Source organism: Glycomyces luteolus, from assembly GCF_027622875.1.
GTDB classification, from domain to species: Bacteria; Actinomycetota; Actinomycetes; order Mycobacteriales; family Micromonosporaceae; genus Glycomyces; species Glycomyces luteolus.
In genome coordinates this window covers 43938-65609 of sequence record NZ_JAPZVP010000004.1, presented here as the reverse complement: position 1 = coordinate 65609, position 21672 = coordinate 43938, and the positions used below count along the sequence as shown (strand labels likewise).

Below are 21672 nucleotides of genomic sequence, written 5' to 3'. Positions count from 1 at the left end.
GGTTCGCGGTCGGCTCGGCCGCGGCGTCGGATGCGGCGGTCGTGCCGCGGGTCAGTGGTGGATGGGGCCTTCGGCCTCCGTCAGGAATCCGGCGCGGGCGTCGTTTCGGACGGCGATGATCTCGGCGACTATCGACATGGCGGTCTCTTCGGCGGTGCGGCCGTTGAGGTCGAGGCCGATGGGCGAGCGGAGGCGGGCGAGCGCCTCCTCGCCCATTCCGGCCTCGCGGAGCCGTTCGAGCCTGTCGCGGTGAGTGGCGCGGGAGCCGATGGCGCCGATGTACCCGGCCTCGGAGACGAGGGCGCGTTCGAGGAGCGGCAGGTCGAACTTCTCGTCGTGGGTGAGGACGACGACGGCGGTGGTCGCTTCGATCTCGGCCGCGTCGAAGTGGCGGTGCGGCCAGTCCACGATGATCGCGTCGGCGTCGGGGAAGCGGATCTCGGTGGCGAACACGGGCCTCGCGTCGCACACGGTGACTCGGAAACCGACCGTCTTGGCGATCCGCACGATCGGCGCGGCGAAGTCGACCGCGCCGTAGACGTAGAGCTCGGGCGGCGGCTTGTAGGCCTCGACGGCGAAGGGGCCGACGCGGCCCGAAGCGGCCGGCAGGTCGATCGCGCCGAGTTCGAGGCGCCCGGCGAACCCGTTGGCGCTCATGGCGACCGCCGCGCCCAGGTCGGGGCCCTCCACGGCGCGCACCAGCGAGACGGCCTCGCCTCCGAGGACCGCGTCGAGGGCGGCGGCGATGGCGGGATCGTCCGGTTCGACCCGGACGACGAGCACGTCCATCGTGCCTTCGCAGGTGAGGCCCAGGAAGAACCGTTCCTCTTCGGTGGAGCCGAAGGTGTCGACCGCGGCCGTCCCGGTCTCGAGGACCTCCTGGCAGCGACCGTAGACGGCGGCCTCGACGCAGCCGCCCGAGACGCCGCCCACGGCAGTGCCGTCAGCGTCGACGGCGAGCGCCGTGCCGAGCGGGCGCGGCGAAGACCCTTCGGTGCCGACCACCGAGGCCAGCGCGAACGGTTTCCCTTCGTCCATCCAGGCGCGGAGTGTCGCGGCGATGTCCCTCATGGCTGCCTCCCGAGGTGGGCGGTCAGGTGTTCGGGCCTGACCGGGATCTGTGTGAGTGCGAGGCCCGTCGCGTCCCGGATGGCGGCGACGATCGCGGGCGTCGAGGAGAGCGTGGGCGGTTCGCCCGCGCCGCGGAGCCCGTAGGGCGCTTCGGGGTCGGCGTTCTCGACGATGCGCAGCCGCATCGGGGGCATGTCGAGGATGGTGGGGATGAGGTAGTCGGTGAAGGAGGCGTTCCTGACGCGTCCCTGCTCGGTGATCATCTCCTCCATGACGGCGAGGCCGAGCCCTTGAGCGGTGCCGCCGTGGATCTGCCCTTCGAGGGCGGCGGGGTTCATGATCTTCCCGACGTCCTGCACGCAGGTCAGGTCGACGACCTTGACGAGGCCGAGTTCGATGTCGACGTCGACGGTGGCGCGGTGGACGCACAGGGCGAGCTGGACGTGCGACTCGCCTTGGCCCGTCACGGGGTCCATGGGTTTGGTCTCGCGGTGGCGGAACACGCGCGTCGCCTCGACCGGCCCGTCGGCGAGGTCGCGGTCGCGCAGGAGTTCCCGCACGGCCTCGCAGGCGGCTTTGACGGCGCCGCCGGTCATGTACGACTGCCGGGAGGCGGAGGAGGACCCGGCGGAGCCGGCCTTGGTGTCGTTGGGCAGCAGTTCGACCCGGTCGACGCCGAGCTCGGTGCGGGCGATCTGCGCCTGCAGGCTCCAATGCCCTTGGCCCACTTCGGCGGCGGCGGTGTGGACGAACGCGACGGTCTGCCCGTCGACGCGTTCGACGCGGACGCTGGCGGTCGAGTAGTCGTCGAAGCCCTCGGAGTAGCAGACGTTCTTGAGCCCGACCCCGTAGCCGACGCCGCGGCGGACGCCCTCGCCGTGCGTGGTGTTGCCGGTGCCGCCGGGCAGGTCGACGATGTCGCGCCCGGCGGGCACTGCCGGGACCGGGATCTCCTTGAAGCGGCCGAGCATGTCCGCGAGCGGCGAGAACGGCCTGCCGTCGTCGGCCCGCTCGGGGTCGTAGGCGTCGACGATCTGGCCGGTGATGAGCTTGGAGCCCTGGGCGACCGCGTTGCGGCGGCGGAACTCGACGGGCGAGAGTCCGAGCGCCTCAGCGAGTGCGTCCATTTGGGACTCGTACGCGAAGCAGGTCTGGACGCCGCCGAAGCCGCGCATCGCCCCGCACGGCGGGTTGTTGGTGCGAGCGCCCCACGCGTCGACGCTCACATGCTCGACCTCGTAGGGCCCCACCGCGAGTGAGGCGGCGTTGCCGACCACGGCCTCGGTCGTGGAGGCGTACGCGCCGCCGTCGAGGACGATGCGGGCCTTCACGTACAGCAGCTTCCCGTCCGCGTCCGCCGCGTGCTCGTACCGCATCCGCGCCGGGTGGCGGTGCACATGGCCGACGAAGGATTCGGCCCGGTCGTACATCATCTTCACCGGCCGCCCGGTCGCGAGCGCCAGCATCGCCATGTGGACCTGCACGGACAGGTCCTCGCGGGCCCCGAACGCGCCGCCGATCCCCGCGATCGCGATGTGGATGCGGTCCGGCTCCAGGCCGAGGCAGGGCGCGATCTGCTCCAGGTCGGAGTGCACCCACTGGGTCGCGACGTACAGCTCGACGCCGCCGTCGGCCGTGGGCACGGCCGCACCGGACTCGGGGCCCAGCGGCGCCTGGTCCTGCATGCCGACCACGTACTCGCGCGCGACCACCGCGGCCGGGACCTGCGCGTCCGGGTCGCCGAGGCGGACGGGCTGGTACCTGAAGAAGCTCCCCGCCTCGAGGGCGTCCTCAGGATCGCAGCGCGGTTCGAGCAGCTCGTAGTCGACCTCGATCAGCTCGGCCGCGCGGCGGGCGACGTCGAGGGACCCGGCGGCGACGATCGCGACCGGCTCGCCCTGGTAGTTGACCTCACCCAAGCTGAGCACGGGCTGGTCGTCCTCGATGAGCCCGTAATGGAGCTTCCCCGGGACGTCGGCGGCTGTCAGGACCGCCTCGACGCCCGGGATCGCCTGCGCGGCGGTCGTGTCGATCGAGCGGATCCGGGCGCGCGGGTGGGGGCTGCGCAGGGTGTGTCCCCACAGCATCCCCGGGAAGCTGAGGTCGGAGGCGTAGTCGAACGCGCCGTTCACTTTTGCCTCGGCGTCGGGGCGGGCGGGACTGGACCCGACGCCCCCGGTTCCCAGAGGTGGGGTTCCGACCCCGCCGGCTGCCCTTGTCGGCGGGGTCGGAGTCATTGCGGGCGCAGGCCCGGTGGGGTTCGCGGGTTCAGGCATCGCGGGCCTCCCTGAGGTTCGCGCTGGCGGTGGCGAGGTCGCCGGCGAGGGTCGCGGTGTCGGCGGTGCGCAGTTCGCCATGTTCGACGATCGGATTCCCGGCGACGGTGAGGAGCCGCAGCGGGGCGGGCGGTCCGAGGACGAGGGCGGCGACGGGGTCGGCGATGCCGGCGTGGCCGAGGCCGGTGAGGTCCCACAAGGCGATGTCGGCCTGCTTGCCGACTTCGAGGGAGCCGATCTCGGCGTCGCGTCCGAGGACGCGGGCGCCGCCGATCGTGCCGAGGCGCAGGGCGGTGCGGGCGTCCATCGCGTGCGGGCCGTGGAGCTGCCTCGCGGTGTACAGGGCTTGGCGCAGCTCCTCGCCCAGATGCCCGGCCTCCTGGCTGGCGGCGCCGTCGACGCCGAGGCCGACGGGGATGCCCGCCTCGAGCATGGCGGGGACGTCGGCGAGGCCGGTGCCCAGGCGGGCGTTCGAGGAAGGGCAGTGGGCGACGCCGGTGCGGGCCGCGCCGAGGCGGCGCTGGGCGTCCGCGTCGAGGTGGACGGCGTGGGCGAGCCACGTGTCCTCGGCGATCCAGTCGACCTTGTCCATGTACTCGACGGGGTCGCAGCCGTGGACCTGACGGCAGAACTCGGCTTCGTCGAGGGTCTCGCACAGGTGGGTGTGGAGGCGGACGCGCTTGTCGCGGGCGAGCGCGGCCGATTCGCGGAGCAGCTCGGTGGAGACCGAGAACGGCGAGCAGGGGGCGACGGCGATGCGGAGCATCGAGCCGGGGGCGGGGTCGTGGTGGCGGTCGATCGCGTCGGCGGTGGCGGCGAGCGCGGCGTCGATGTCCTCGACGAGGTGGTCGGGCGGGAGGCCGCCGTCGCTGACGCCGCGGTCCATCGAGCCGCGCGCCAGGTGCAGGCGGACGCCGATCTGCGCGGCCGCGGCGATCTGGACGTCGACGAGGTCGGCGGCGTGGCCGTCCGGGTAGACGTAGTGGTGGTCGGCGGCGGTGGTGCACCCGGAGAGGGCGAGCCACGCGAGCCCGGCGGTGTTCGAAGCGGCGACGTGCGCGGGGCCGATGCGGGCCCACACCGGGTAGAGGTCGACGAGCCATTCGAAGAGCGTGTGGTCGGTCGCGTAGCCTCTGGTCGCCCACTGGTAGAGGTGGTGGTGGGTGTTCACCAGGCCCGGCGCGGCGAGGCACCCGGCCCCGTCGAGGTACGTCGCGCCTTCGATGCGCGGGGCGGGCCCTTCGCCGACGGCCGTGATGACGCCGTTCTCGAAGGCGACGTGGCCGCGCCGGTGCTCGGTCCCGGCGGCGTCCACCGCCGCGACCGCGGCGTTCTCGATCACGATGGCGGTCATGGCGTCTCCTCCGTCGAACCGGCGGCTCGGGAGCGGGCGGGCGCCCGGTGCGCCTCGTCCGCCATCGCCTCGGCCGCCGCGTGCACCGCGTCGATGATCTTCTCGTAGCCGGTGCACCGGCACAGGTTCCCGGCCAGCGCCTCCCTGATCACCGGGTCGCGCGGATCGCCTTCGCGGGCGAGCAGGTCGGCCACCGAGACGAGCAGTCCCGGCGTGCAGAATCCGCATTGCACGGCCCCGCAGGCGATGAACGCGTCGCGCACCGGCCGCGGCACCGCCCCGACCACCGTCTTCACTTCGCGCCCTTCGCATTGCGCGGTCGCGACCAGGCACGAGCACACCGGGTCGCCGTCGAGCAGGACCGTGCAGGACCCGCATTCGCCCTGTTCGCAGGCGTTCTTGGTGCCGTAGAGGCCGAGCCGGTCGCGGAGGGTGGAGAGGAGGCTCTCCCCTGGTCGGTCGACGTCGGCCACCGCGGCCTCGCCGTCGATGCGCATCTCCACTTTCATCGGGTGCTCTCCGTTCCGTGGGCGGCGGTCCAGACCCGGCGCAGCGCCCGCGCGGCGCAGACCGCCAGCGCGTGGCGCCGGTACGCGGCGGTGCCGCGCACGTCGTCGATCGGCCGGGCCGCGGCCGCGACGCGGCGGCCGAACTCCTCGGCCAGTGCGTCGTTGAACAGGCCGGGCCGGGTCCAGGGCAGTTCGATGAGGTCGGCTTCGGGCGCGGTGAGCGGCGTGGGCCCGGCGGAGCCGATGCCGGTGCCGAGGCGGCGGGTCTCCAGGTCGAGTGCGACCGCCAGTGAGCAGACGGCGATCACCATGGCGTTGCGGGTGCCGACCTTCAGGAACTGCTGCGGTCCGGCGGCTTTGGGGACGATGACCGAGGTGATGAGTTCGCCCGGTTGGAGGACGCTGCGTTTGGGGCCGGTGAAGAACGCGGCGACGGGGACGGTGCGGGTGCCGCGGGTCGAGGCGATCTCGATGTCGGCGCCCGTGGCGAGGAGCGGCGGGTGGCCGTCGCCGGCCGGGGAGGCGGTGGCGAGGTTGCCGCCGAGGGTGCCGCGGTTGCGGATCTGCGGTGAGCCGACGGTGCGCGCGGCGGCGGCGAGGCCGGGGAGGACGGTGGCGAGTTCGGCGACGATGCGCGTGTAGGGGACGCCCGAGCCGATGCGGATCGCGTCCCCTGCGTCGGACCAGGCGCGCAGTTCGCCGATCCGGGTGAGGTCGAGCATCGCGGCGGGGCGGGTGAGGCGGTAGTTGACGGCGACCATCAGGTCGGTGCCGCCCGCGACCGGGACGGCCTCGGGGTGCGCGGCGAGGAGCCGCAGCGCCTCGCCGAGGTCGCCGGGGCGGTGGAAGGGGGGTGCTGCTGCGGGTGCGGTCATGCCGCCTCCCTTCGGACCGTGCCTTCGATGAGCCCGTAGGGCAGGTCCCCGGCCTGGAAGACCACGCCGGGGTTGTCGAGGCCGAACCGTTCGAGGTCGAAGAGGTAGTGGTGCCGGTTCGGCAGCGACAGGCGCACCTCGGTGATCTCGGGGACCGCCTTCAGTATGCGCTCGCCGACGGCGTGGAGGGTCTGTTGCAGCGAGAGCGAGTAGGTGTCCGCGAACGCGGCGAGGAGCGCCCCTCGCGCTCTGGTGAACGCATGGTCCCAGAATGCGGTGTCGGGGTCTTCGGCCTGGTAGTCCCAGGTCGCGGTGACGGCGGTGGCGAGGATGCGGTCGCGGGTCTCGGCGAGGGTGGTGTACTCGTCGGCGAGGAAGCCGTGGAACTCGGAGTCGGTGGTGTTGAGCAGCAGCAGGTCCCTGACTCCGGAGGCGGTGCGCGCGGCCCGGCCGTCGTAGACGGCCTCGGTGGTGCGCAGTTCGCCGCCGTCGCCGCGGGTGAAGGAGTGGTCGCCGATGCGCGTCCACGCGTGCTCCTCGATCCGGACGCGTGCGGTGGTGATCGACGGGGTCGCGTCGACGAAGTGGCGGGCGAGCCGTTCGGCGAAGGCCTCGATCGCGCCGATGCCGTCCCGCGCGAACGCGTACACCGTGTTCTTCTGCGTGTCCGTGGGCAGGACGCCCGTGTTGTCGCCGGTGTAGTGGGTGGCGTCGAGGTCGCCCGAGAGCGCGGTGTGCACGGCGAGGTCGCGCAGTTCGTGGCGCGCGGATTCGCGCCCGACGCGGACGAGCCGCACACCGGATTTGCCGTAGCTGTTGGGGCCCATGGTGAACGGCACGGCTAGCTCCCCCGGTAGGTGGAGTAGGCGAAGGGACTCAGCAGCAGCGGCACATGGCTGTGGCCCGGGGCGGCGGTGAAGCTGATGTCGACCTCCGGATAGAAGGTGGCGGTCCCGCGGGCCGCGAACCAGGCGCCGGTGTCGAACCGGATCCGGTGCGGGCCGGGCGTGGTGGTCCAGCCGGTCACGCGGCCGTCGGCGTCGGTGGGCGCCGACGCGACCGGGGTGAGCGCGTCGCCCTCCTGCTTGAGGAGGGTGACGCGGACGCCTGGGGCGGGGCGGCCCGCCACGGCGTCGAGGACGTGGGAGGAGACGGTGCACGGATCGCTCACGGCCGCACCGCCTTCTCCAGGCGCAGCGCCACGATCTTGCGCAGTTCGGCGACCGCTTCCCGGTGCTCGGCCTCGTCGGTGCTGCCCAAGCGGCGCTTGGCTTCGGCGAGGATCTCCTCACCGCTGAGGCCCGTCGCGCAGATGAGGAAGACCCGGCCGAAGCGCCGCTCGTAGGCGGCATTGGCCTCGGCGAGCTCGGCCCGCACCGCCTCGTCGGCGGCCAGCGCCCGGGACTGCTCGCCGCGCGACCACCGGTCCTCACCTGCGGGTTTGGGCTTGCCGATGCGCGCGTGGGCGGCGTGCGCGACGGCAATCTCGGCGTCGTCGAGCTCGTCGAAGCCCGCCAGCGCGGCGGCCTGCAGGGCGGCGACCGTGCCGTAGGGGCGGCCCGAAGCGAGTTTCTCGGCCCATGCGCGGGACGCGCAGCAGGCCGTGAGCGCCTCGACCGCGTCCTCGGCGTCAGCGGTGTTGAACGCTCCGAGAGTCCACATCGGCTCCTCCTGGTCCATGCTCCATCGACGGCTCGTTCCCCTCACCGTCGCACGACAACGCCGTGTGCGGTAAGTGAAGCCGAAACCCGAGGCCGGGGGCTTCGTCTTCGGCTATGAAAGCTTGGTTTCCCCGCCGTTAAATGCTGGAGGATCGTCCAAAGACCGCAGTCGGGCGGCGCTATGGTGGACGTGCCTACCGCGTCCCGACGCGCCTGTGAAGGCCTGGACCCCTGGGGGCCGAACCATGCGACTCCGTTCACTGCTGCAGATGCCCGACCTGGGCCTGACCCTGGTCTCGGGCCGCCACCACCTCGACCGCGAGATCCGGTGGGTGGTGCCGACCGACATGCACGACCCGCGCCGGTACCTGACGGGTGGCGAGCTGGTGCTCACCGGCCTGATGTGGCGCCGGGCCGAGACCGACTCGGACACGTACGTGCGCAACCTGATCGCGGCCGGGGTGACGGCGCTCGGCGCGGGCGACCACCCCGAGTTCCATTCGGTGCCGCTGGATCTGGTGGACGCGTGCGAACGCCACGACCTGCCGCTGTTCGCCGTCGACGCGGCGGTCGCGTTCGCGGAGATCACCGAGCGGATCGTGCAGCGGCTCTCGGTGGGCCGCTCGGGCGACCTGGCGTCGCTGCTGGACCGGCACCGGCGGCTCATCGCGGCGGACGGGATCGGGCAGATCCTCGAGCTGCTCCGGAACGAACTGGGCATGGAATGCCTGGTGCTGTCGCCGACCGGTCGAGCGCTGCGCGGCGGGCTCGACCTGGGCGAGACCGACCGGGCGGCGGTAGTGGCCAGGGCGCACGCCGCGGAGCGCCTGCCGCAGAAGGTGACCCTGGACCGGCACCGCGCCTACTCGGTGTTCGGCATCGGCTCGACCCTCCACACCGGACGGTTCCTGGTGATCGACGACGACCACACGCGGTGGCCGCCGGAGCGGCGGCTCGTCGCCGAGCAGCTCGCGGCCCTGCTCATGCTCGAACTCGACGACCCCGCCGTGCGGCCCGCCCCGCACGTCGAACTCGTCACCGCCCTGCGGGAGGGCCGCGCCGACGAGCACCTCATGCGTTCGGCGGGCCTGCCGTCCGAGGGGAGCGTCACCGTCATCGCGGCGGTCGGCGAGCCCGCCGCGCTCCGCGAAGTCGTGGTCGCCGAAGCCGTCGCGGCCCAGGACGGACTCGACGCGCCCGTCGCCGCCTGGGCCAGCCACGGGGACGAGACCATCGCGGTGCTCGCGGGCCCGGCCGGAACCGCCGAAGAGCGGCCGCGGCTCCTCGAGTGGGCCCGGCACTGCGCGAAGGTCATGTCAGGGCTCGGCGGCAGCGGCGCGGTCAGCATCGGCCTCGCCGACCCCGTCCGCGCCCCCGCGGGCCTGAGCGGCGCGCTCGAGCAGGCCCGGCACACGGCCGCGCTCGCGCAGCCGCGCCCCGGCGGCGTCGACATCGCCGAACCCGACCACCTCGTCTCGCACCGGATGCTCCTGGCCGCCGTGCCCGCCGACGTCAGCCGCGCCTTCCGCACCCGCGTGCTCGACCCGCTCCTCGAATACGACGCCCGCCACCGCTCCGACCTGCTGCCGACCCTGCGGCGCTTCCTCGAATGCGACGGCTCCTGGCGCCAGTGCGCCGCGAGCCTCCACCTGCACGTCAACACCGTCCGGTACCGGATGCGCCGGGTCGAAGAGCTCACCGGCCGCGACCTGCGCAACCCCCTCGACCGGATGGACCTCACCCTCGCGGTGAGCCTGGAGTGAACATGGTCCCGAAGGGGGACCATGGAAGGGGGGAACACATGAAGAACACCGCGGGGCTGGTGCTCGCCGCGGGCGCCGGACGGCGCTTCGGCGGACCGAAGGCCCTGGCCGAGTTCGACGGCCGCAGCCTGCTCGACCGGGCCGTCGCGACCCTGCACACGGGCGGGTGCCGCCAGGTGCTCGCCGTGCTCGGCGCCGGCGCGGGGCAGGCGCTCGCCGCCGCCACCGAGGCGTTCACGCCCGTGCTGAACCGGCGGTGGGGGCAGGGGCTCTCGACGTCGCTGAAGGCCGGGCTCGCCGCCGTCCCGGAACGGTACGACGGGGTCGTCGTGACCCTCGTCGACCAGCCGCGCATCGTCCCCGAAGCGGTCCGGCGCGTCATCGCCGCCGCCGAGGAGGGCGCGGGCATCGCGGTCGCCGTCTACGCGGGGCGGCGCGGCCACCCGATGTACTTCGCGCGCGAGCACCTCGACGCGATCGCCGCCGGTGCCGCGGGCGACCGCGGGGCGCGGGACTTCCTCGCCGCGCATCCGGGACTGGTGCGGGAGGTCGAATGCCCGGGCGACCCGATCGACGTCGACACGCAGGCGGACCTGGAGGCGCTCACGCGCCGCACGTCGCCTCCGAAACTGGTGGGCCGCTGCTGATCCCGAGCTAAGGAAGGCCCGGTCGAGCTCCGCACCACTGCCAGCGCCGTCAGTGGTGCGGTCACCCCTGGGAGGCGAACCAGAGGTCGATCTCGCGCTTCGCCGACTCCTCGGAGTCGGAGGCGTGGATGAGGTTCTGCTGGTTCGACACCGAGAGGTCGCCGCGGATCGTGCCCGGCTCGGCCTTGCGCCCGTCCGTCGCCCCGGCCAGCTTGCGCACCACCGGGATCGCCTCGTCGCCCGAGACCACCAGGCTCACCAGGGGCCCGGAGGTCATGAACGTCTTCAAGCCCTCGTAGTACTCGCGGCCCACGTGCTCGGCGTAGTGCGCGTCCGAGAGCGCCGCGTCCATCGTCCGCAGCCGCAGCTGCTCGATGCGCAGCCCCTTGCGCTCCAGGCGGGACAGGACCTCGCCGATGAGCCCGCGCCGGACCGCGTCGGGTTTGATCAGGACGAGCGTGCGCTGTTCGGCCACGGGAGGACTCCTCGAAAGTGTCGGTCGGATTCTGGCTGCCATCGTAAGGGATGTTGTGTCCGTTGCATCACCCACGTACGATTCACGTTGCAACCCGGTTCTCCCAGTTGTGGATGAGGTGTCCCCGATGGCACGTGGCAGCCAACCACCAAGGCCCGCCCCCCGGGCTTCGAAAGCGCCCAGCAGGGGCGGCGCGAAAGGCGGGGCCGCACGCGGAGGCGCGAAAGGCGGCGCCCAGAAGAAGGCCGCCCAGAGCGGCGTCCGCAAGGCCGCGCCCGGCAAGGCGATGCCCCGCACCGGAGGACGCCAGCCGGCGGGCCGGGGCGCGACGGCAGAGCAGCTGCGCCAGCAGCGGCTCATGCTCGACCAGCAGCGCCGCTCGCGCGAAGCTCGCTGGTGGGCGATCAACCAGCACGCTCTGAAGGACCTCCACTCCCGGCAGCACCATGCCGCCGGCGGCGAGGCGATCGGCACGACCCTCAACGGCGACAGGCGGATGCGGTGGCGCACCTCCCACGCGGTCGGCGCGATCACTTTACTGATCCTCTCGTTCTTCCTCGCCTCCATGGCCGTCGGCGCGCAGAGCGTCTTCATCGCCGTGACCGCGTTCGCCTGCTTCGCGGGCTGCATCGCGTTCGTCACCGTAGAGCACTCGGCGCGGCGCTTCCCGCAGCCGGTCCCGGCTCCGCCGCTCATCGGTCAGCACCGGCTCGAGGACCTCATCGTCGAGGACGACCCGCCGCGCCCCGCCGCGGTCAAGGAACCGGCCCCGAGCTCGCTCGACGACCTGTTCGAGCCCGCCCCCCGAGCTGAGACGCCAGCGGCGGCACCCGTGCCCGAACCGGTGCAACCCGCCGAACCTGCGCGGACGCCGGAGCCTCTGGCCGTCGTGATCGTGGAACCCGTTGCGGCCGAGCCGGAACCGGCCGATCACGCGGTCGCGGCCGTGCCTCCCGGGCGGACGCTCATCACCGAGCCGATCGACGCCGAACTCATCGACGACGAGGACGACGAGCCCGCGGGACCCCCAGCGGTCGCCGAGTCCGCGCCGCTGCCGAACGATCCTCCGGCGAACGCGCCGTCGCGAAGCGACGTGCCGCCCGCCGAGGCGTTCACACTCCCCAGCGAGCAGATCGGCGGTGACGCCTCCGCCGCGCCCGCGCCGCCTCCCGCCGACCCGCCCTCGCCGAGGGGCCCGATCGCCGAGGCCGTCACGAAGCTCAAGAACCCGTCGCCGCCGCGGCAGCGCACCTCCACCGAGGGGAGCAGCCTCGCCGACGACCTCGCCGAACTGCTCCTCTCCGAGCAGCGGCTCGACGGCACCGACGTCACGGACGTGGCCGCCACCCTGATCGTCGCCGACCTCCAGCGATCGGTCGAGTTCTACACGGACGCTTTGGGACTCCACATCGCCGACCGCACCGAGGAGGCCGCCATCCTCGACGCCGGATTCGGCAAGATCCTGCTCTGGGAGCGGCCCGACGCGCCGCCCGGCGAGACCGGCGTCATGCACCTGACCTTCGAGGTCGGCGACCTCGACGCCACATTCGCCGAGATGAACCAGGCCGGCGTCGAGTTCCTGCACCTGCCGCGCACCGCGCTGCTCGGCCAGAACTACGAGATGCGGGCCGCGGCCTTCCGCGACCCCGACGGCCACGGCCTGGCCATCACCGAGCACCGGGAGCGCGACTAGGAAACCCGCCGGACCAGCGAACGGAGCGAACGCCGTTGCTCATCGTGGGCGAGATCCACACCGCGCTGCTGCCGCACTCGCGCCCCCTCACCCCCGAGGAGGCCCGCGCGGCCCTGTCGCTGGCCGTCGGCGAGACCGTCGTCCAATGGGCGCGCCCCGTCCCGCACACCGCCTCGCCGACGCTCCTGCACGGCGTCGACTGCCGACTGCCCTTGGGCCCCAAGCCCGACAGCCACCACACCGACGAGGACGACCGCAACGGATCGCTGTGGGCCGTCGGCTCCGTCGCCTCACGTGCCGTCCTCACCGGCGGGCATCTGCTCCAGGGCTCGGCCTGGGCGTCAGTGTCGCTCTCCAAGCATCCACGGCGGATGCCGTGGTCGCACTACCTGGCGAGGCCCGGGGCACTGGAGACGATAGGGAACTTCGACGCCCGCCGGCTCGCCGCAGGCTTCCTCGTCGCCGAGAACCGGAAAGCACGCGCGGAACTGCTCGACGCGGCCGCGATCGCGCGGCACTCGATCCACCACGTGCTCTCGCGCCCCGGTCTCGACCAGCGCCCGCCGGTCAAGACCGGCTCCACCAGACTGCGCTGGGCCGCCGTCGTCGACCCCGCCGAGAGCGGCGCCGTGGCGTTCCGCCTGGTCGGCAACGAGCGGCGACGACTGCTCATGGTCACGGGCCGCGTCGACCCCGAGGAGGTCGCGACCGCGGCCGAAGACCTCGCGATCCACGACTGGCTCCTGACCGCGGTCGCGGCGCGCATCGCGCTCGCGAAGATCGGCGACGACCTGCGGCACACTCTGCGCACGCTCCGGCCCGTGGTCGACCACCTGCTGCATCTGTGGGCGGCAGGCGCGCGGACCTCCCGTGCGATGCAGTTCATGTGGGAGGCGCTGGAGCCCCGCCCTGGCTTGAACCGGCAGTGGGCGTCGATGGTCGAACGCGTGCGCTCGCAGATCGATTACAGCGCGGCCGATCTGTCAATGCGGATGCTCGACCTGATGGAGCAGCGCCAGTGGCAGGACGGCCCGGGCGGTGCCTACCGCAGCTGAAAGGCGTCTCAGTTCGGTCCCAGGAAGATGTAGCTGAGTCGGTCGACGATCTCCTCGGTGAGGGCCATGCCCTCCCGTTCGGCGGCCTTCCGGATGACCTCGACCGCACCTGCTTCGGGGCGCACGGAACCGCAGATGACCCGCACCGCGTGCTCGACCTCGAGGTAGTTCACGGAGAGGATCGAGACGGTGCGGTACGCGGGGAACGGAGACGCCCCGGGTTCGAGCTGCAGAATCGGCGGCATCGCCGCCCACGACTCGGGGAAGCGGGCCCGCGCCGGACGGTCCGGGTCGTGGCCGTGCTCGTCGACGACGACTGCTGCGACCGCTTCGGGCACGCCGATACGGCGGCCCTGGTTGCGCAGCACGCCGAGTCGCAGCAGCTGCCAGACCGCCGCGAGCATCGGGCAGGACCAGCGGCGCCCCTGGTCCGTCTCGCTCCACAGCTCGACGTCGAGGAACACCGAGTGGTCGCGCTTCGCGTTCTGGATCGGCGGCGACCACTGGTCGGCTACGCCCATCGCGACGCCCCTCGGCTTCGGACTGGGCACGCCGTTGCACAACCAGCCCGAGCGGGCCACCGTAGGACGGGAGCCGTTCTCGCCGGGGGGCGGCTCGAACACGATCCGGTCCGCGACGAGCCCCGCGAGCTGCAAGGGGCCCATGGCGGCGCACGCCGATTCGCGCGCGAGGTAGTCGATGCGCAGCCCGGCGTCGTCCGCGGCCTCGGTGATGACGCTGATGAGCTCCTCGGGCGGCGGCATGCCCTGCTGGCTGTAGTCGTCGACGAGGTAGCAGGTGCTCACGCGCGGGCGGCGCCCGCCGAGGCGCTTCGCAAGGGCCTCAGTCGCGCCGTGCGCCCAGGCCGCTGCCGCGGCCATCTCGGCCTTGAGCGTGTCGGGCCGGGCGAGGTCGTCGGCATAGAGGTGGCCGACCTCGATCGACAGATGCGACATGCCGAACCGCTCGGTGTGCTGCTCGGCGGTTCCCTCTTCGTAGGTCATCAGAGGCTCAAACGATGTCGCGCGGGAAAGGGTCGAGACCGGGCGTGAACAGTTCCTCGGCGGCGCGCACCGCGAGCTCGGAGAACGCTTTGACGGTCTCCTGGTTGGCGATGTCGAGCGTGTCGATGTCGGCGTCGGTGACGATCTGCTCGCGCCACTGCAGCACCGGGTCGAGCGGGACCGCACCGAGCAGGTTCATGCGGCCCAGTTTGAGTCGGGCGGCCAACTGGTGCAGGTCTCCGTCGATTCTGCGCAGCCAGCGGATCTGCGTCGGTTTCAGGCCGGCGAGGTCGGCGCCGTCGGGGTCGACGACCGCGGTGCGCACGTAGCGGATCGAGGCGAGGAGCTTGCGCTGGTAGTCCTCGCCGAGGGCGCTGCCGGTGTCGACGAGGCCCCGTTCGCCGTAGACGAGGGAGTGCGCGGCTATCACGTGCTGCCTGGTCCAGCGGTGGTGGACGATCCACCGCCAGGGCAGGTTGGCGAGTTCGGGGCGGGCGGTGGCGGACATGACCAGCTCGGTGGCGTGCGAGCGGCCCGCGCTGAGGTCGATGACGACGAGGTCGAATTCGCGCGAGAGCTCTTGGAGGAGGTTCACACAGCGGTCCACTGTGGTCTCGTCGCCGGGGAATTCGGAGCCGTCGGCGTCACCGGGGCAGAGTACGAGTTCGCCCGCGCCGTCGGGCCTGGCCTGCAGTGCCTCGCGGTCGCTCATGGTCCACACCGAGTGGCGTTCGGGCTCGGAGGCGAGGTCTTGGAGGTATTCGTGGATCCCGTTGCCGTACGTGCCGTGATCGAGTTCGTCGATGGCGAATACCGCTCCGGCCGTGGGCGAACCGAAGTCGAAGTCTACATAGCACACATTGGCGCCCTGCAGCGCTCGGCGGTAGGCCAGGTTGCACGACACGACGGTGCGGCCGGTGCCTCCCTTGCCGGAGGTCGAGAAGATGATCAAGCGCGTCCTCCCATCGGGTTCAGCGAAGCTGCCGAGCCGGCTCCGGCGAACCGCCGGCCGTCGGCTTTCCATTGCGCAGCAAGGCTTCGACCCGCTCAGCGTTGCGACTACCGACCACCCTATAGAGTTCGAGCGCTTCGCTCCAGTGCTCGGCGGCCGCCGACCGGTCCGCTCGCGCCGCGAGCACGTCCCCCAGGCCCTTGCACGCGTCGGCGGTCGCGACCTTGTCCAGGGTCTCGCGGAACAGCCGCTTCGCGTTCGCGAAATGCGCGGCGGCCTGGTCGAACTCCTCCGCCTCCAGCATGATCCGGCCCTGGCTCAATGCGATCTCCGCTTGCAGGTGCACGTCGCCCGCCCGCCTGGCCTGCTCGGCCGCGGCCGCGGCGCGGGTCATCGCCGCGTCGAGCCGGCCGGCGACCCGGTCCGCCTCCGCCCGGCCCCACATCGCCTCGGCAGTGCCGCGGACCGATCCCGCCCGGCGGAAGTTGGCTTCGGCGTTGCGGAGCGCCGCGTCGGCCCATTCGAGGTCCGGTTCGTCGCACCAGACCAGGGCCATGCCGATGCCCAGCAGGCACTCTGCTTCGTCGTCACCGGACTCGAGGAGCGCGAACAGCTCGCGGGCGAAATGCAGGTAGCGGTGCGCGGAGGGGAACCGCTCCCGAAGCCGTTCAAGTTGGCCGATGCCGAGCAGCGCGGAGGCCTGGCCCTTGACGTCCTCCAGTTCCATGTAGAGCTCGTACGCCTTCGCGAGCTCCGCGATGCCGTCCTGGTAGCGGTCCCAGCGACGGTGCACGAGGGTCCCGAGCATGAGCCGGAGGTCGGCCTGGTCCTGGACGCTGCCGATGTCGGAAGCGATCTGTATCGAGGATTCCAGCAGGAGCGCGGCGTCGGCGGTCCGGCCGAGGCGGACCAGCACCGGGCCCGCGCTGAAGCAGAGTTCCAGCAGTCGGAGCTTGATGTCCACGTCCGGGAGTCCGCCGAAACGCTCGAAGAAGGCGATGAAGTGCTCCCGTTCGGCGTCGAGCCAGGCTTCCGGCTCAGGAGGCATCGGCATCGCTGGATGCGGTTCCACGGCCCGCGAACCGTGGCTGATGTCGGTGGCGCCGGTGCCGACCAGCGCGGCGAAGCGCAGGTACGCCATAACGGCCGCTTTCAGGGCCTGCTTCGAAGCGCCGGCGCTCTGCTCGTCTGCGATCGCGGTCAAGGTGTGCGGCGTCAGTTCGCAGGTGCCGTCGGGGACCCGCGTGGCGAGTCCTTCGGCGCAGTACAGATCCAGGGTCCCCCTGGCGCCCTCGATGTCGAGTGCCGGATCGAGCACGGTCAGCAGACTCGGCGTGAGCCGTTTGAAGGGCAGGTTCGCGAGGAGTTCGATGAGGTCCCGCCCAGCGGGGCCGAGGTTGCGCAGGGCGAGTCGGCTCGCGGCGGCTGCGATGATCTCGTATCTGGAGGCGTCCGGATCGGCGCCCGCCGGGATCAACTCCATCACCGACGCCACCGCTGTGTCGCTTCGCAGCCCGGTGATCAGCGGAATGAGCGCGGGCGTTCGCGCGACGTCGTTCGACAGCTCCAGCATCATCTCGGCGGCGAGCCCTTCCAGGGTCCGCGCATAGGCTCTGACGCGCTCGACCGGGAGGTCCGGCACCGCGAAGCGCTCGGCGAACACGCCCGGGAGGTTCTGGCGGCAGACGACGATGACGATGCAGTCCGCGTCGGCCGGCACGAAGGGCCAGATGTCCTCGACGCGCGCGACGTCGTCGATCACGATCGCGCTGATCCTCCTCGACCTGACGATCGACCGCCAGGTCTGGCGCAGCTCGTTCGGCTTCATCCGGTCGGCTCCCGCGACACCGCTCAGGGCGGCCAGCTCTTCGAGCAGCCGGTTCCTGCGCCTACCGAGCAGCTGGTCGCCGTCCCCCTCCGGCGGCACCTGGATATAGGGGATCGAAGCGCCGCCGCCGCCGTCGAGGAGACGCGCCAGTTCGCAGGCGAGTTCCGTCTTGCCCACACCCGCCCGACCGTGAATCCAGACGATTCCCGACGAGCCGATGTCGCGGCAGGCCTCCAGCAGCTGCTCCGCCACCGCGTCCCTGGCGATGTAGGACTCCACCGCGCGCAGCCCGAACCTGCTGCTGGAGAAGTCGATCGGTGCCGAATGCATACGCGATTCGATCCGGGTCCGCGCGGCGACCAGGGTTCGGGCGCTGAGTTCCGAAAGGCCGCCGACGCTGTTCCCGCGCCGGTGGATGCTGCGGGTCATCTGGTCGAAGAGGCCGTCGATCAGCGCCCAGCCCATGCCCGGGTGGCGCCGGAGCAGCTCCCGCCCGGGCCGGTTCGTCACCGAGGCCGCGTCGAAGGCGTGCAGTCGCTTCCAGAGCGTCTCGCGGAGCACCACGGACCCGTCGGAGTCGATGAACTCCCAGGTTTCCATCCCCTTCAGCGCGTGCTCGAGTTCGAGCGCCAACCGGCGCCTCGACTTCTCGTCGATCGAGAGTTCGCGCGTCGCGATGCGGATGGCTTCCGTGACCATGCCGTGAAGGCTGCGCTTGACCTTCCACGCGGTGAGTCTGTCCTTCACCGACTCTCCCATCAGGGAGGAAATCAACTGGATGGCGATCTCGACCAACAGGCTCAAGGGGGTTCAGGCTTTCACTCGACAATGGGGGTGTTTCGAGGGGAGCGGTCAGGTCCGGGCACCGTCTTCCACCCGTTGCCGCTCCGCCGGGGCTTTCGACACGTAGACCACGACAGGAGTACCGGTCTCGGGTACGGTCGCGGCGCGGCCCAGCACCATGCCCAGTTTCTCCATGACGCGGATCGACGCGCGGTTCCCGGCGTTGGAGATGGCGAGCACCTCGGGAATGCCCAGAGGTCCGTGGGCCCAGTCGAGTACCGCCCGGGCCGCCTCGGTCGCCAGCCCGCGATTCCACAGCTCCCGCCGAATCCGCCATCCGATGTCGGTCGCGGGCAGCAGTTCGGGCAGGAACGTCGGAGTGGCGAGGCCGACGAACCCGATGAGCGCACCCGACGCGCGCTCTTCGAGCGCGACGATCCCGTAGCCGTGGCTGCTCAGGTACCGCTGCTGCTCTTCGATCCAGCGGACGGCCTCCGGCAGCGTGTCCGCTCGGTCCTCATTGGCATAACGGAGCATGTCGGGCTGGCGGTTCATCTCGACCAGTGCGGGCGCGTCCGCGAGCCTCCATGGGCGCAGGCGGGTCCGCTCGGTGTCGAGTAGGTATGCCGTGTCGCCCATCCGGTCCCCCATGTCGAAGGAGCGCACAAGATCGGGGTGCGCAAACGCTGCTGCCGCGGTAGCCATCGTCCATCCTGGCTACGCATGTCTGTTTCACTATGGCACAGCGTCACGACGCGAACCCGATCGCGGAACGTGCGCTGTCGGTTACCCGACAGATTGGAGCGTCCGTTTCGAGGTCTACTGGCGTCCTATGAGTAGGGTCGGCAAACCGGGCGTACCGGTACCCTTCAGGCGCAAGGAGTCGCGATGGTCGAACTGGTCCTGGCGGGAGCGATCATCGGCGCCGCGTGCGTCGCCGCCGTCGTGACGAGCGTCCTCGACCGCCGCCGCAGGCGCCGCCGCCGCGGCGCCGGGCCGGGCGGTGCCACCTCCGGCGAACCGATCCCCAGCGGCTGGACCGCGAACGACGCCGAGCGGGGGACCGACGGCGAGCGCGCGGACCCCGCCGCTGGCGCGGCGGCAGTACGCTGAATCCTCGATCCTCTACCCCTAGGGAGTCCTGATGGGCGGCGCCGTCTTCCTCATAGTCCTCGTCGCCATCGCCGCGCTGGTCTCCATCGCGGCCGTGGCGACCCGCTCCTCCTCGGGCGGGCGGCGCCGTCATCACGGCGGTTACGACGGCAGCGCGAACAACTTCGGCATGGGCTGGACCGGTTCGAGTTCCGACAGCGGCTCCGGCGGCGGCAGCGACTGCGGTCCGAGCTACAGCGACAACTCGGGCGGCGGCGGGTTCAGCGGCGGCGATTCGGGCGGCGGGTTCAGCGGCGGCGGCGACTCCGGCGGGGGCGGCTCGAGCTGCTAGTGGGCCTTCAGTTCGTAGACGCTGCAAGGGACCTCGTAGCCCGGGACGATCGTTTCGCGCTCCAGGGCCATGCCGAGCTTCTCGGCCACGCGGACCGAGGCGGCGTTCTCACTGTGGATGCACGAGACGACGCGGTCGAGCCCGAGGTCGCCGAACGCGAAGCCGATCACGGCCCGCGCCGCCTCGGGCGCGTAGCCGCGGCCCCAGCGGTCGCGGCCGATCCGCCATCCGACCTCGGTTGCGGGCAGGATCTCCGGCAGGAACGACGGGGTCGCGAGGATGCCCAGGCCGACGAGGTCGCCGGTGTCGTTCTCGCACACCGCGAATGCGCCCCAGCCGTGCTCGTCCCAGTGCGACGCGACCTTCGCGACCAGCGCCTCGGTCTGCTCGAGATCGCGCGGCGCGCCGTTCCCGATGTAGCGCATGACCTCCGGGTCGGCGTTGATCGCGGCGAGCGCTTCGGCGTCGCCGGTCGACAAGGGCCGCAGCAGGAGCCGTTCGGTCCGCAGTTCGAGCGTCATCGTTTCGGCGGCTTCCCGAGGGCGACCTTGACATACCAGCAGTAGGCCCACACGAGGCCGAACACGATCCCGGCGACGCCGAGCGCCCAGTGGATCGACCAGCACGCGATCACCGCGACCTGCAGCACCGCGCCCGCCGGCCACACCCAGTCGCGCCGGGCCATGCCTGCCAGGGCGACGCAGCCGACCACCAGGATCAGGATCGCGACCACCGCGACCGTGCTGTCGTCCAGGATCATCCGCATCGGCACGATCGCCAGCAGCAGCGCCAGCGCCTCGAAACTCAACGCCATCGCCCCGAGGCTGCGCGCGGCGCGGGCCGGGTCGCGCAGGCCCGAGCGGCCCTCGTCGGGCTCGGTCCAGGGCTCCTCGGCCTCTTCGGGGGTCACATGCTCGTCGTCGTCAGCCACGGCGGCCCACCAGGAGCTGGCGCGCGTCCGCGACGGTGAACACCGAGCCGGTGACGAGCACGCCGCCGCCCGACTCGTAGATGTCGTCGGCCTCTTCGGCGAGTTCGACGCCGCGCGCGATCGCGTCCGACATGTGCGGGAGCACCGTCACGCGCTCCTCGCCGAAGACCTCCTTGGCGATCTTCGCGAGCGTCGCCGCGGGCATCGCCCGGTCCGAAGAGGACTTCGTGATCACGATCTCGTCGAGCAGCGGCTCGAGGAGTTCGAGCATGTGGTCGGTCTCCTTGTCCGCCAGCATGCCCACGACGCCGACGAGCTTGCGGAAGTTGAACTCCTCCTCCACGGCCTTCACCATGGCCTCCATGCCCGCCGGGTTGTGCGCGGCGTCGAGGATCACCGTCGGCGCCGTCCGCACCACCTCGAGGCGGCCGGGCGAGGAGAACTCCGCGAACGCCTCGCCCACGACCTCCGCGTCGAGCGCCTTCGGCTCGCCCGCGCCGAGCAGGACCTCGACGGCGGCCAGCGCGAGCGCGGCGTTGTGGGCCTGGTATTCGCCGTGGAGCGGCAGGAACAGGTCCTGGTAGCGGGCGGCGCGGGTCTCGATCGTGATGAGCTGCCCGCCGACGGCCACTTCGCGGGCCGTGACCTCGAAGCCGCGGCCCTCGGGCACGAGCTTCGCGCCGACGGCGTTGGCGCGGCGCAGCAGCGGCTCCATCGCGGAGCGCTCCTGCGTCGAGGTGACGAGCGTCGAGCCCTCGTGGACGATCCCGGCCTTCATCGCCGCGATCTCGGCGAGGGTCTCGCCGAGCCACTTCGTGTGATCGATTCCGATCGGGGTGATGACCGCGACCTCGGCGTTCAGGATGTTCGTCGAGTCGGTCTCGCCGCCGAGGCCCACCTCGATCACGCCGACGTCGATCGGCGTGTCGGCGAACGCGCCCATGGCGAGCGCCACCGTCATCTCGAAGTAGGTGAGCGGCTCGGAGGCCTCGCGGTCGACGAGCTCGGCGAGCGGCGCGATCTCGTAGTACTGGGCGGCGAGCTTGTCAGGGCTGATGGGCTCGCCGTCGATCGCGATGCGCTCGTTCACGGAGTTGAGGTGCGGCGAGGTGAACATGCCGGTGCGCAGCCCGTGCCCGCGCAGGAGCCGCTCGATCATCCGCGAGGTCGAGGTCTTGCCGTTGGTGCCCGTGACGTGCACCGAGCGGAACGCCCGCTGCGGGTCGCCCATCATGTCGAGCAGCTGCTTGATGCGGTCGAGCGTGAAGTCCCAGCGGGAGAACCCGCGGGCTTCGAGAAGCGCCTCGACTTGCGCCAGTTCGGCGTTCACTGTGGTTGTCCCCCTGCTTGC

The 21672-nt window shown here is 71.8% G+C and carries 22 protein-coding genes; 6 read left to right on the top strand and 16 right to left on the bottom strand.

The window, feature by feature from the left end; translation table 11 throughout:
• Nucleotides 1-51: 51 nt before the first annotated feature.
• Genes O1R50_RS05945 through uraD form a run of 8 tightly spaced genes read right to left on the bottom strand, consistent with a single transcriptional unit; the run spans nt 52 to nt 7747 of the window.
• On the bottom strand, nt 52-1071 hold the full coding sequence (locus tag O1R50_RS05945) for an XdhC family protein (protein WP_270108986.1): 1020 nt from the start codon (nt 1069-1071) through the stop codon (nt 52-54).
• Nucleotides 1068-3308 carry a xanthine dehydrogenase family protein molybdopterin-binding subunit gene (locus O1R50_RS05940; protein WP_408612625.1) on the bottom strand — a complete coding sequence of 747 codons (2241 nt, stop codon included), beginning with the start codon at nt 3306-3308 and terminating at the stop codon, nt 1068-1070. The genes O1R50_RS05945 and O1R50_RS05940 overlap by 4 nt, the downstream gene beginning before the upstream one ends.
• 31 nt (nt 3309-3339) lie before the next feature.
• Nucleotides 3340-4701: an 8-oxoguanine deaminase gene (locus O1R50_RS05935; RefSeq protein WP_270108984.1), complete on the bottom strand. Its 1362-nt coding sequence runs from the start codon at nt 4699-4701 to the stop codon at nt 3340-3342.
• Entirely contained in the window at nt 4698-5210 is a 513-nt protein-coding gene (locus O1R50_RS05930) for a (2Fe-2S)-binding protein (protein ID WP_270108983.1), read from the bottom strand. The genes O1R50_RS05935 and O1R50_RS05930 overlap by 4 nt, the downstream gene beginning before the upstream one ends.
• A complete protein-coding gene (locus O1R50_RS05925) occupies nt 5207-6085 on the bottom strand; it encodes an FAD binding domain-containing protein (RefSeq protein ID WP_270108982.1) in 879 nt (292 codons plus the stop codon). Before O1R50_RS05925 ends, O1R50_RS05930 begins: the two co-directional genes overlap by 4 nt.
• Nucleotides 6082-6924 carry a factor-independent urate hydroxylase gene (pucL, locus tag O1R50_RS05920; RefSeq protein WP_270108981.1) on the bottom strand — a complete coding sequence of 281 codons (843 nt, stop codon included), beginning with the start codon at nt 6922-6924 and terminating at the stop codon, nt 6082-6084. The genes O1R50_RS05925 and pucL overlap by 4 nt, the downstream gene beginning before the upstream one ends.
• Nucleotides 6925-6926: 2 nt before the next feature.
• Nucleotides 6927-7256 (bottom strand): hydroxyisourate hydrolase, encoded by a 330-nt coding sequence (uraH, locus tag O1R50_RS05915; protein ID WP_270108980.1) that lies wholly within the window; start codon nt 7254-7256, stop codon nt 6927-6929.
• Nucleotides 7253-7747, bottom strand: a complete 495-nt coding sequence (gene uraD / locus O1R50_RS05910; RefSeq protein ID WP_270108979.1) for a 2-oxo-4-hydroxy-4-carboxy-5-ureidoimidazoline decarboxylase — start codon at nt 7745-7747, stop codon at nt 7253-7255. The genes uraH and uraD overlap by 4 nt, the downstream gene beginning before the upstream one ends.
• A 244-nt stretch (nt 7748-7991) precedes the next feature.
• On the opposite strand from uraD, the gene O1R50_RS05905 reads away from it, so the two are divergent.
• Entirely contained in the window at nt 7992-9509 is a 1518-nt protein-coding gene (locus O1R50_RS05905; protein ID WP_270108978.1) for a PucR family transcriptional regulator, read from the top strand.
• A 38-nt stretch (nt 9510-9547) separates the two neighbouring features.
• Nucleotides 9548-10156 (top strand): nucleotidyltransferase family protein, encoded by a 609-nt coding sequence (locus O1R50_RS05900; protein ID WP_270108977.1) that lies wholly within the window; start codon nt 9548-9550, stop codon nt 10154-10156.
• 61 nt (nt 10157-10217) lie between these two features.
• Here the strand turns inward: O1R50_RS05900 and ndk are convergent, their stop codons facing one another.
• Nucleotides 10218-10673, bottom strand: coding sequence for a nucleoside-diphosphate kinase (gene ndk / locus O1R50_RS05895; RefSeq protein ID WP_408612611.1), 456 nt, complete (start codon nt 10671-10673; stop codon nt 10218-10220).
• A gap of 85 nt (nt 10674-10758) precedes the next feature.
• Between ndk and O1R50_RS05890 the strand changes: the two genes are divergently transcribed.
• Nucleotides 10759-12324: a VOC family protein gene (locus O1R50_RS05890; RefSeq protein WP_270108975.1), complete on the top strand. Its 1566-nt coding sequence runs from the start codon at nt 10759-10761 to the stop codon at nt 12322-12324.
• Nucleotides 12325-12368: 44 nt separating this feature from the next.
• Complete coding sequence (locus tag O1R50_RS05885) at nt 12369-13379, top strand: SCO2521 family protein (protein WP_270109244.1); 1011 nt, start codon at nt 12369-12371, stop codon at nt 13377-13379.
• Between the two features lie 8 nt (nt 13380-13387).
• On the opposite strand, the gene O1R50_RS05880 is transcribed toward O1R50_RS05885, so the two are convergent.
• The 4 genes from O1R50_RS05880 to O1R50_RS05865 all read right to left on the bottom strand — a co-directional run bounded on the left by O1R50_RS05880 (nt 13388) and on the right by O1R50_RS05865 (nt 18651).
• Nucleotides 13388-14383 carry an SCO2522 family protein gene (locus O1R50_RS05880; protein ID WP_270108974.1) on the bottom strand — a complete coding sequence of 332 codons (996 nt, stop codon included), beginning with the start codon at nt 14381-14383 and terminating at the stop codon, nt 13388-13390.
• 7 nt (nt 14384-14390) lie between these two features.
• On the bottom strand, nt 14391-15335 hold the full coding sequence (locus O1R50_RS05875; RefSeq protein ID WP_270108973.1) for an SCO2523 family variant P-loop protein: 945 nt from the start codon (nt 15333-15335) through the stop codon (nt 14391-14393).
• A gap of 19 nt (nt 15336-15354) precedes the next feature.
• Nucleotides 15355-17910, bottom strand: coding sequence for an AAA family ATPase (locus O1R50_RS05870; RefSeq protein WP_270108972.1), 2556 nt, complete (start codon nt 17908-17910; stop codon nt 15355-15357).
• 105 nt (nt 17911-18015) lie between these two features.
• Nucleotides 18016-18651: a GNAT family N-acetyltransferase gene (locus O1R50_RS05865; protein WP_270108971.1), complete on the bottom strand. Its 636-nt coding sequence runs from the start codon at nt 18649-18651 to the stop codon at nt 18016-18018.
• Nucleotides 18652-18834: 183 nt separating this feature from the next.
• Between O1R50_RS05865 and O1R50_RS05860 the strand changes: the two genes are divergently transcribed.
• Together O1R50_RS05860 and O1R50_RS05855 are read left to right on the top strand one after the other, a co-directional pair.
• The gene (locus O1R50_RS05860) at nt 18835-19059 is read left to right on the top strand and encodes a hypothetical protein (RefSeq protein ID WP_270108970.1); all 225 of its coding nucleotides are present in this window, start codon (nt 18835-18837) and stop codon (nt 19057-19059) included.
• A gap of 31 nt (nt 19060-19090) precedes the next feature.
• Nucleotides 19091-19390: a hypothetical protein gene (locus O1R50_RS05855; RefSeq protein ID WP_270108969.1), complete on the top strand. Its 300-nt coding sequence runs from the start codon at nt 19091-19093 to the stop codon at nt 19388-19390.
• On the opposite strand, the gene O1R50_RS05850 is transcribed toward O1R50_RS05855, so the two are convergent.
• Genes O1R50_RS05850 through O1R50_RS05840 form a run of 3 tightly spaced genes read right to left on the bottom strand, consistent with a single transcriptional unit; the run spans nt 19387 to nt 21651 of the window.
• Nucleotides 19387-19911: a GNAT family N-acetyltransferase gene (locus O1R50_RS05850; RefSeq protein WP_270108968.1), complete on the bottom strand. Its 525-nt coding sequence runs from the start codon at nt 19909-19911 to the stop codon at nt 19387-19389. The two genes, O1R50_RS05855 and O1R50_RS05850, sit on opposite strands and share 4 nt — an antisense overlap.
• On the bottom strand, nt 19908-20321 hold the full coding sequence (locus O1R50_RS05845) for a DUF4233 domain-containing protein (protein WP_270108967.1): 414 nt from the start codon (nt 20319-20321) through the stop codon (nt 19908-19910). Before O1R50_RS05845 ends, O1R50_RS05850 begins: the two co-directional genes overlap by 4 nt.
• Entirely contained in the window at nt 20314-21651 is a 1338-nt protein-coding gene (locus tag O1R50_RS05840) for a bifunctional folylpolyglutamate synthase/dihydrofolate synthase (protein WP_270108966.1), read from the bottom strand. Before O1R50_RS05840 ends, O1R50_RS05845 begins: the two co-directional genes overlap by 8 nt.
• Nucleotides 21652-21672: the final 21 nt, after the last annotated feature.

What these genes read in the sequence shown, in the direction of transcription:
- O1R50_RS05945 (WP_270108986.1), bottom strand. Translation starts at nt 1,071, where the DNA reads ATGAGGGACATCGCCGCGACACTCCGCGCCTGGATGGACGAAGGGAAA.
- O1R50_RS05940 (WP_408612625.1), bottom strand. Translation starts at nt 3,308, where the DNA reads ATGACTCCGACCCCGCCGACAAGGGCAGCCGGCGGGGTCGGAACCCCA.
- O1R50_RS05935 (WP_270108984.1), bottom strand. Translation starts at nt 4,701, where the DNA reads ATGACCGCCATCGTGATCGAGAACGCCGCGGTCGCGGCGGTGGACGCC.
- O1R50_RS05930 (WP_270108983.1), bottom strand. Translation starts at nt 5,210, where the DNA reads ATGAAAGTGGAGATGCGCATCGACGGCGAGGCCGCGGTGGCCGACGTC.
- O1R50_RS05925 (WP_270108982.1), bottom strand. Translation starts at nt 6,085, where the DNA reads ATGACCGCACCCGCAGCAGCACCCCCCTTCCACCGCCCCGGCGACCTC.
- uraD (WP_270108979.1), bottom strand. Translation starts at nt 7,747, where the DNA reads ATGTGGACTCTCGGAGCGTTCAACACCGCTGACGCCGAGGACGCGGTC.
- O1R50_RS05905 (WP_270108978.1), top strand. Translation starts at nt 7,992, where the DNA reads ATGCGACTCCGTTCACTGCTGCAGATGCCCGACCTGGGCCTGACCCTG.
- O1R50_RS05900 (WP_270108977.1), top strand. Translation starts at nt 9,548, where the DNA reads ATGAAGAACACCGCGGGGCTGGTGCTCGCCGCGGGCGCCGGACGGCGC.
- ndk (WP_408612611.1), bottom strand. Translation starts at nt 10,673, where the DNA reads ATGGCAGCCAGAATCCGACCGACACTTTCGAGGAGTCCTCCCGTGGCC.
- O1R50_RS05890 (WP_270108975.1), top strand. Translation starts at nt 10,759, where the DNA reads ATGGCACGTGGCAGCCAACCACCAAGGCCCGCCCCCCGGGCTTCGAAA.
- O1R50_RS05880 (WP_270108974.1), bottom strand. Translation starts at nt 14,383, where the DNA reads ATGACCTACGAAGAGGGAACCGCCGAGCAGCACACCGAGCGGTTCGGC.
- O1R50_RS05865 (WP_270108971.1), bottom strand. Translation starts at nt 18,651, where the DNA reads ATGGCTACCGCGGCAGCAGCGTTTGCGCACCCCGATCTTGTGCGCTCC.
- O1R50_RS05860 (WP_270108970.1), top strand. Translation starts at nt 18,835, where the DNA reads ATGGTCGAACTGGTCCTGGCGGGAGCGATCATCGGCGCCGCGTGCGTC.
- O1R50_RS05855 (WP_270108969.1), top strand. Translation starts at nt 19,091, where the DNA reads ATGGGCGGCGCCGTCTTCCTCATAGTCCTCGTCGCCATCGCCGCGCTG.
- O1R50_RS05850 (WP_270108968.1), bottom strand. Translation starts at nt 19,911, where the DNA reads ATGACGCTCGAACTGCGGACCGAACGGCTCCTGCTGCGGCCCTTGTCG.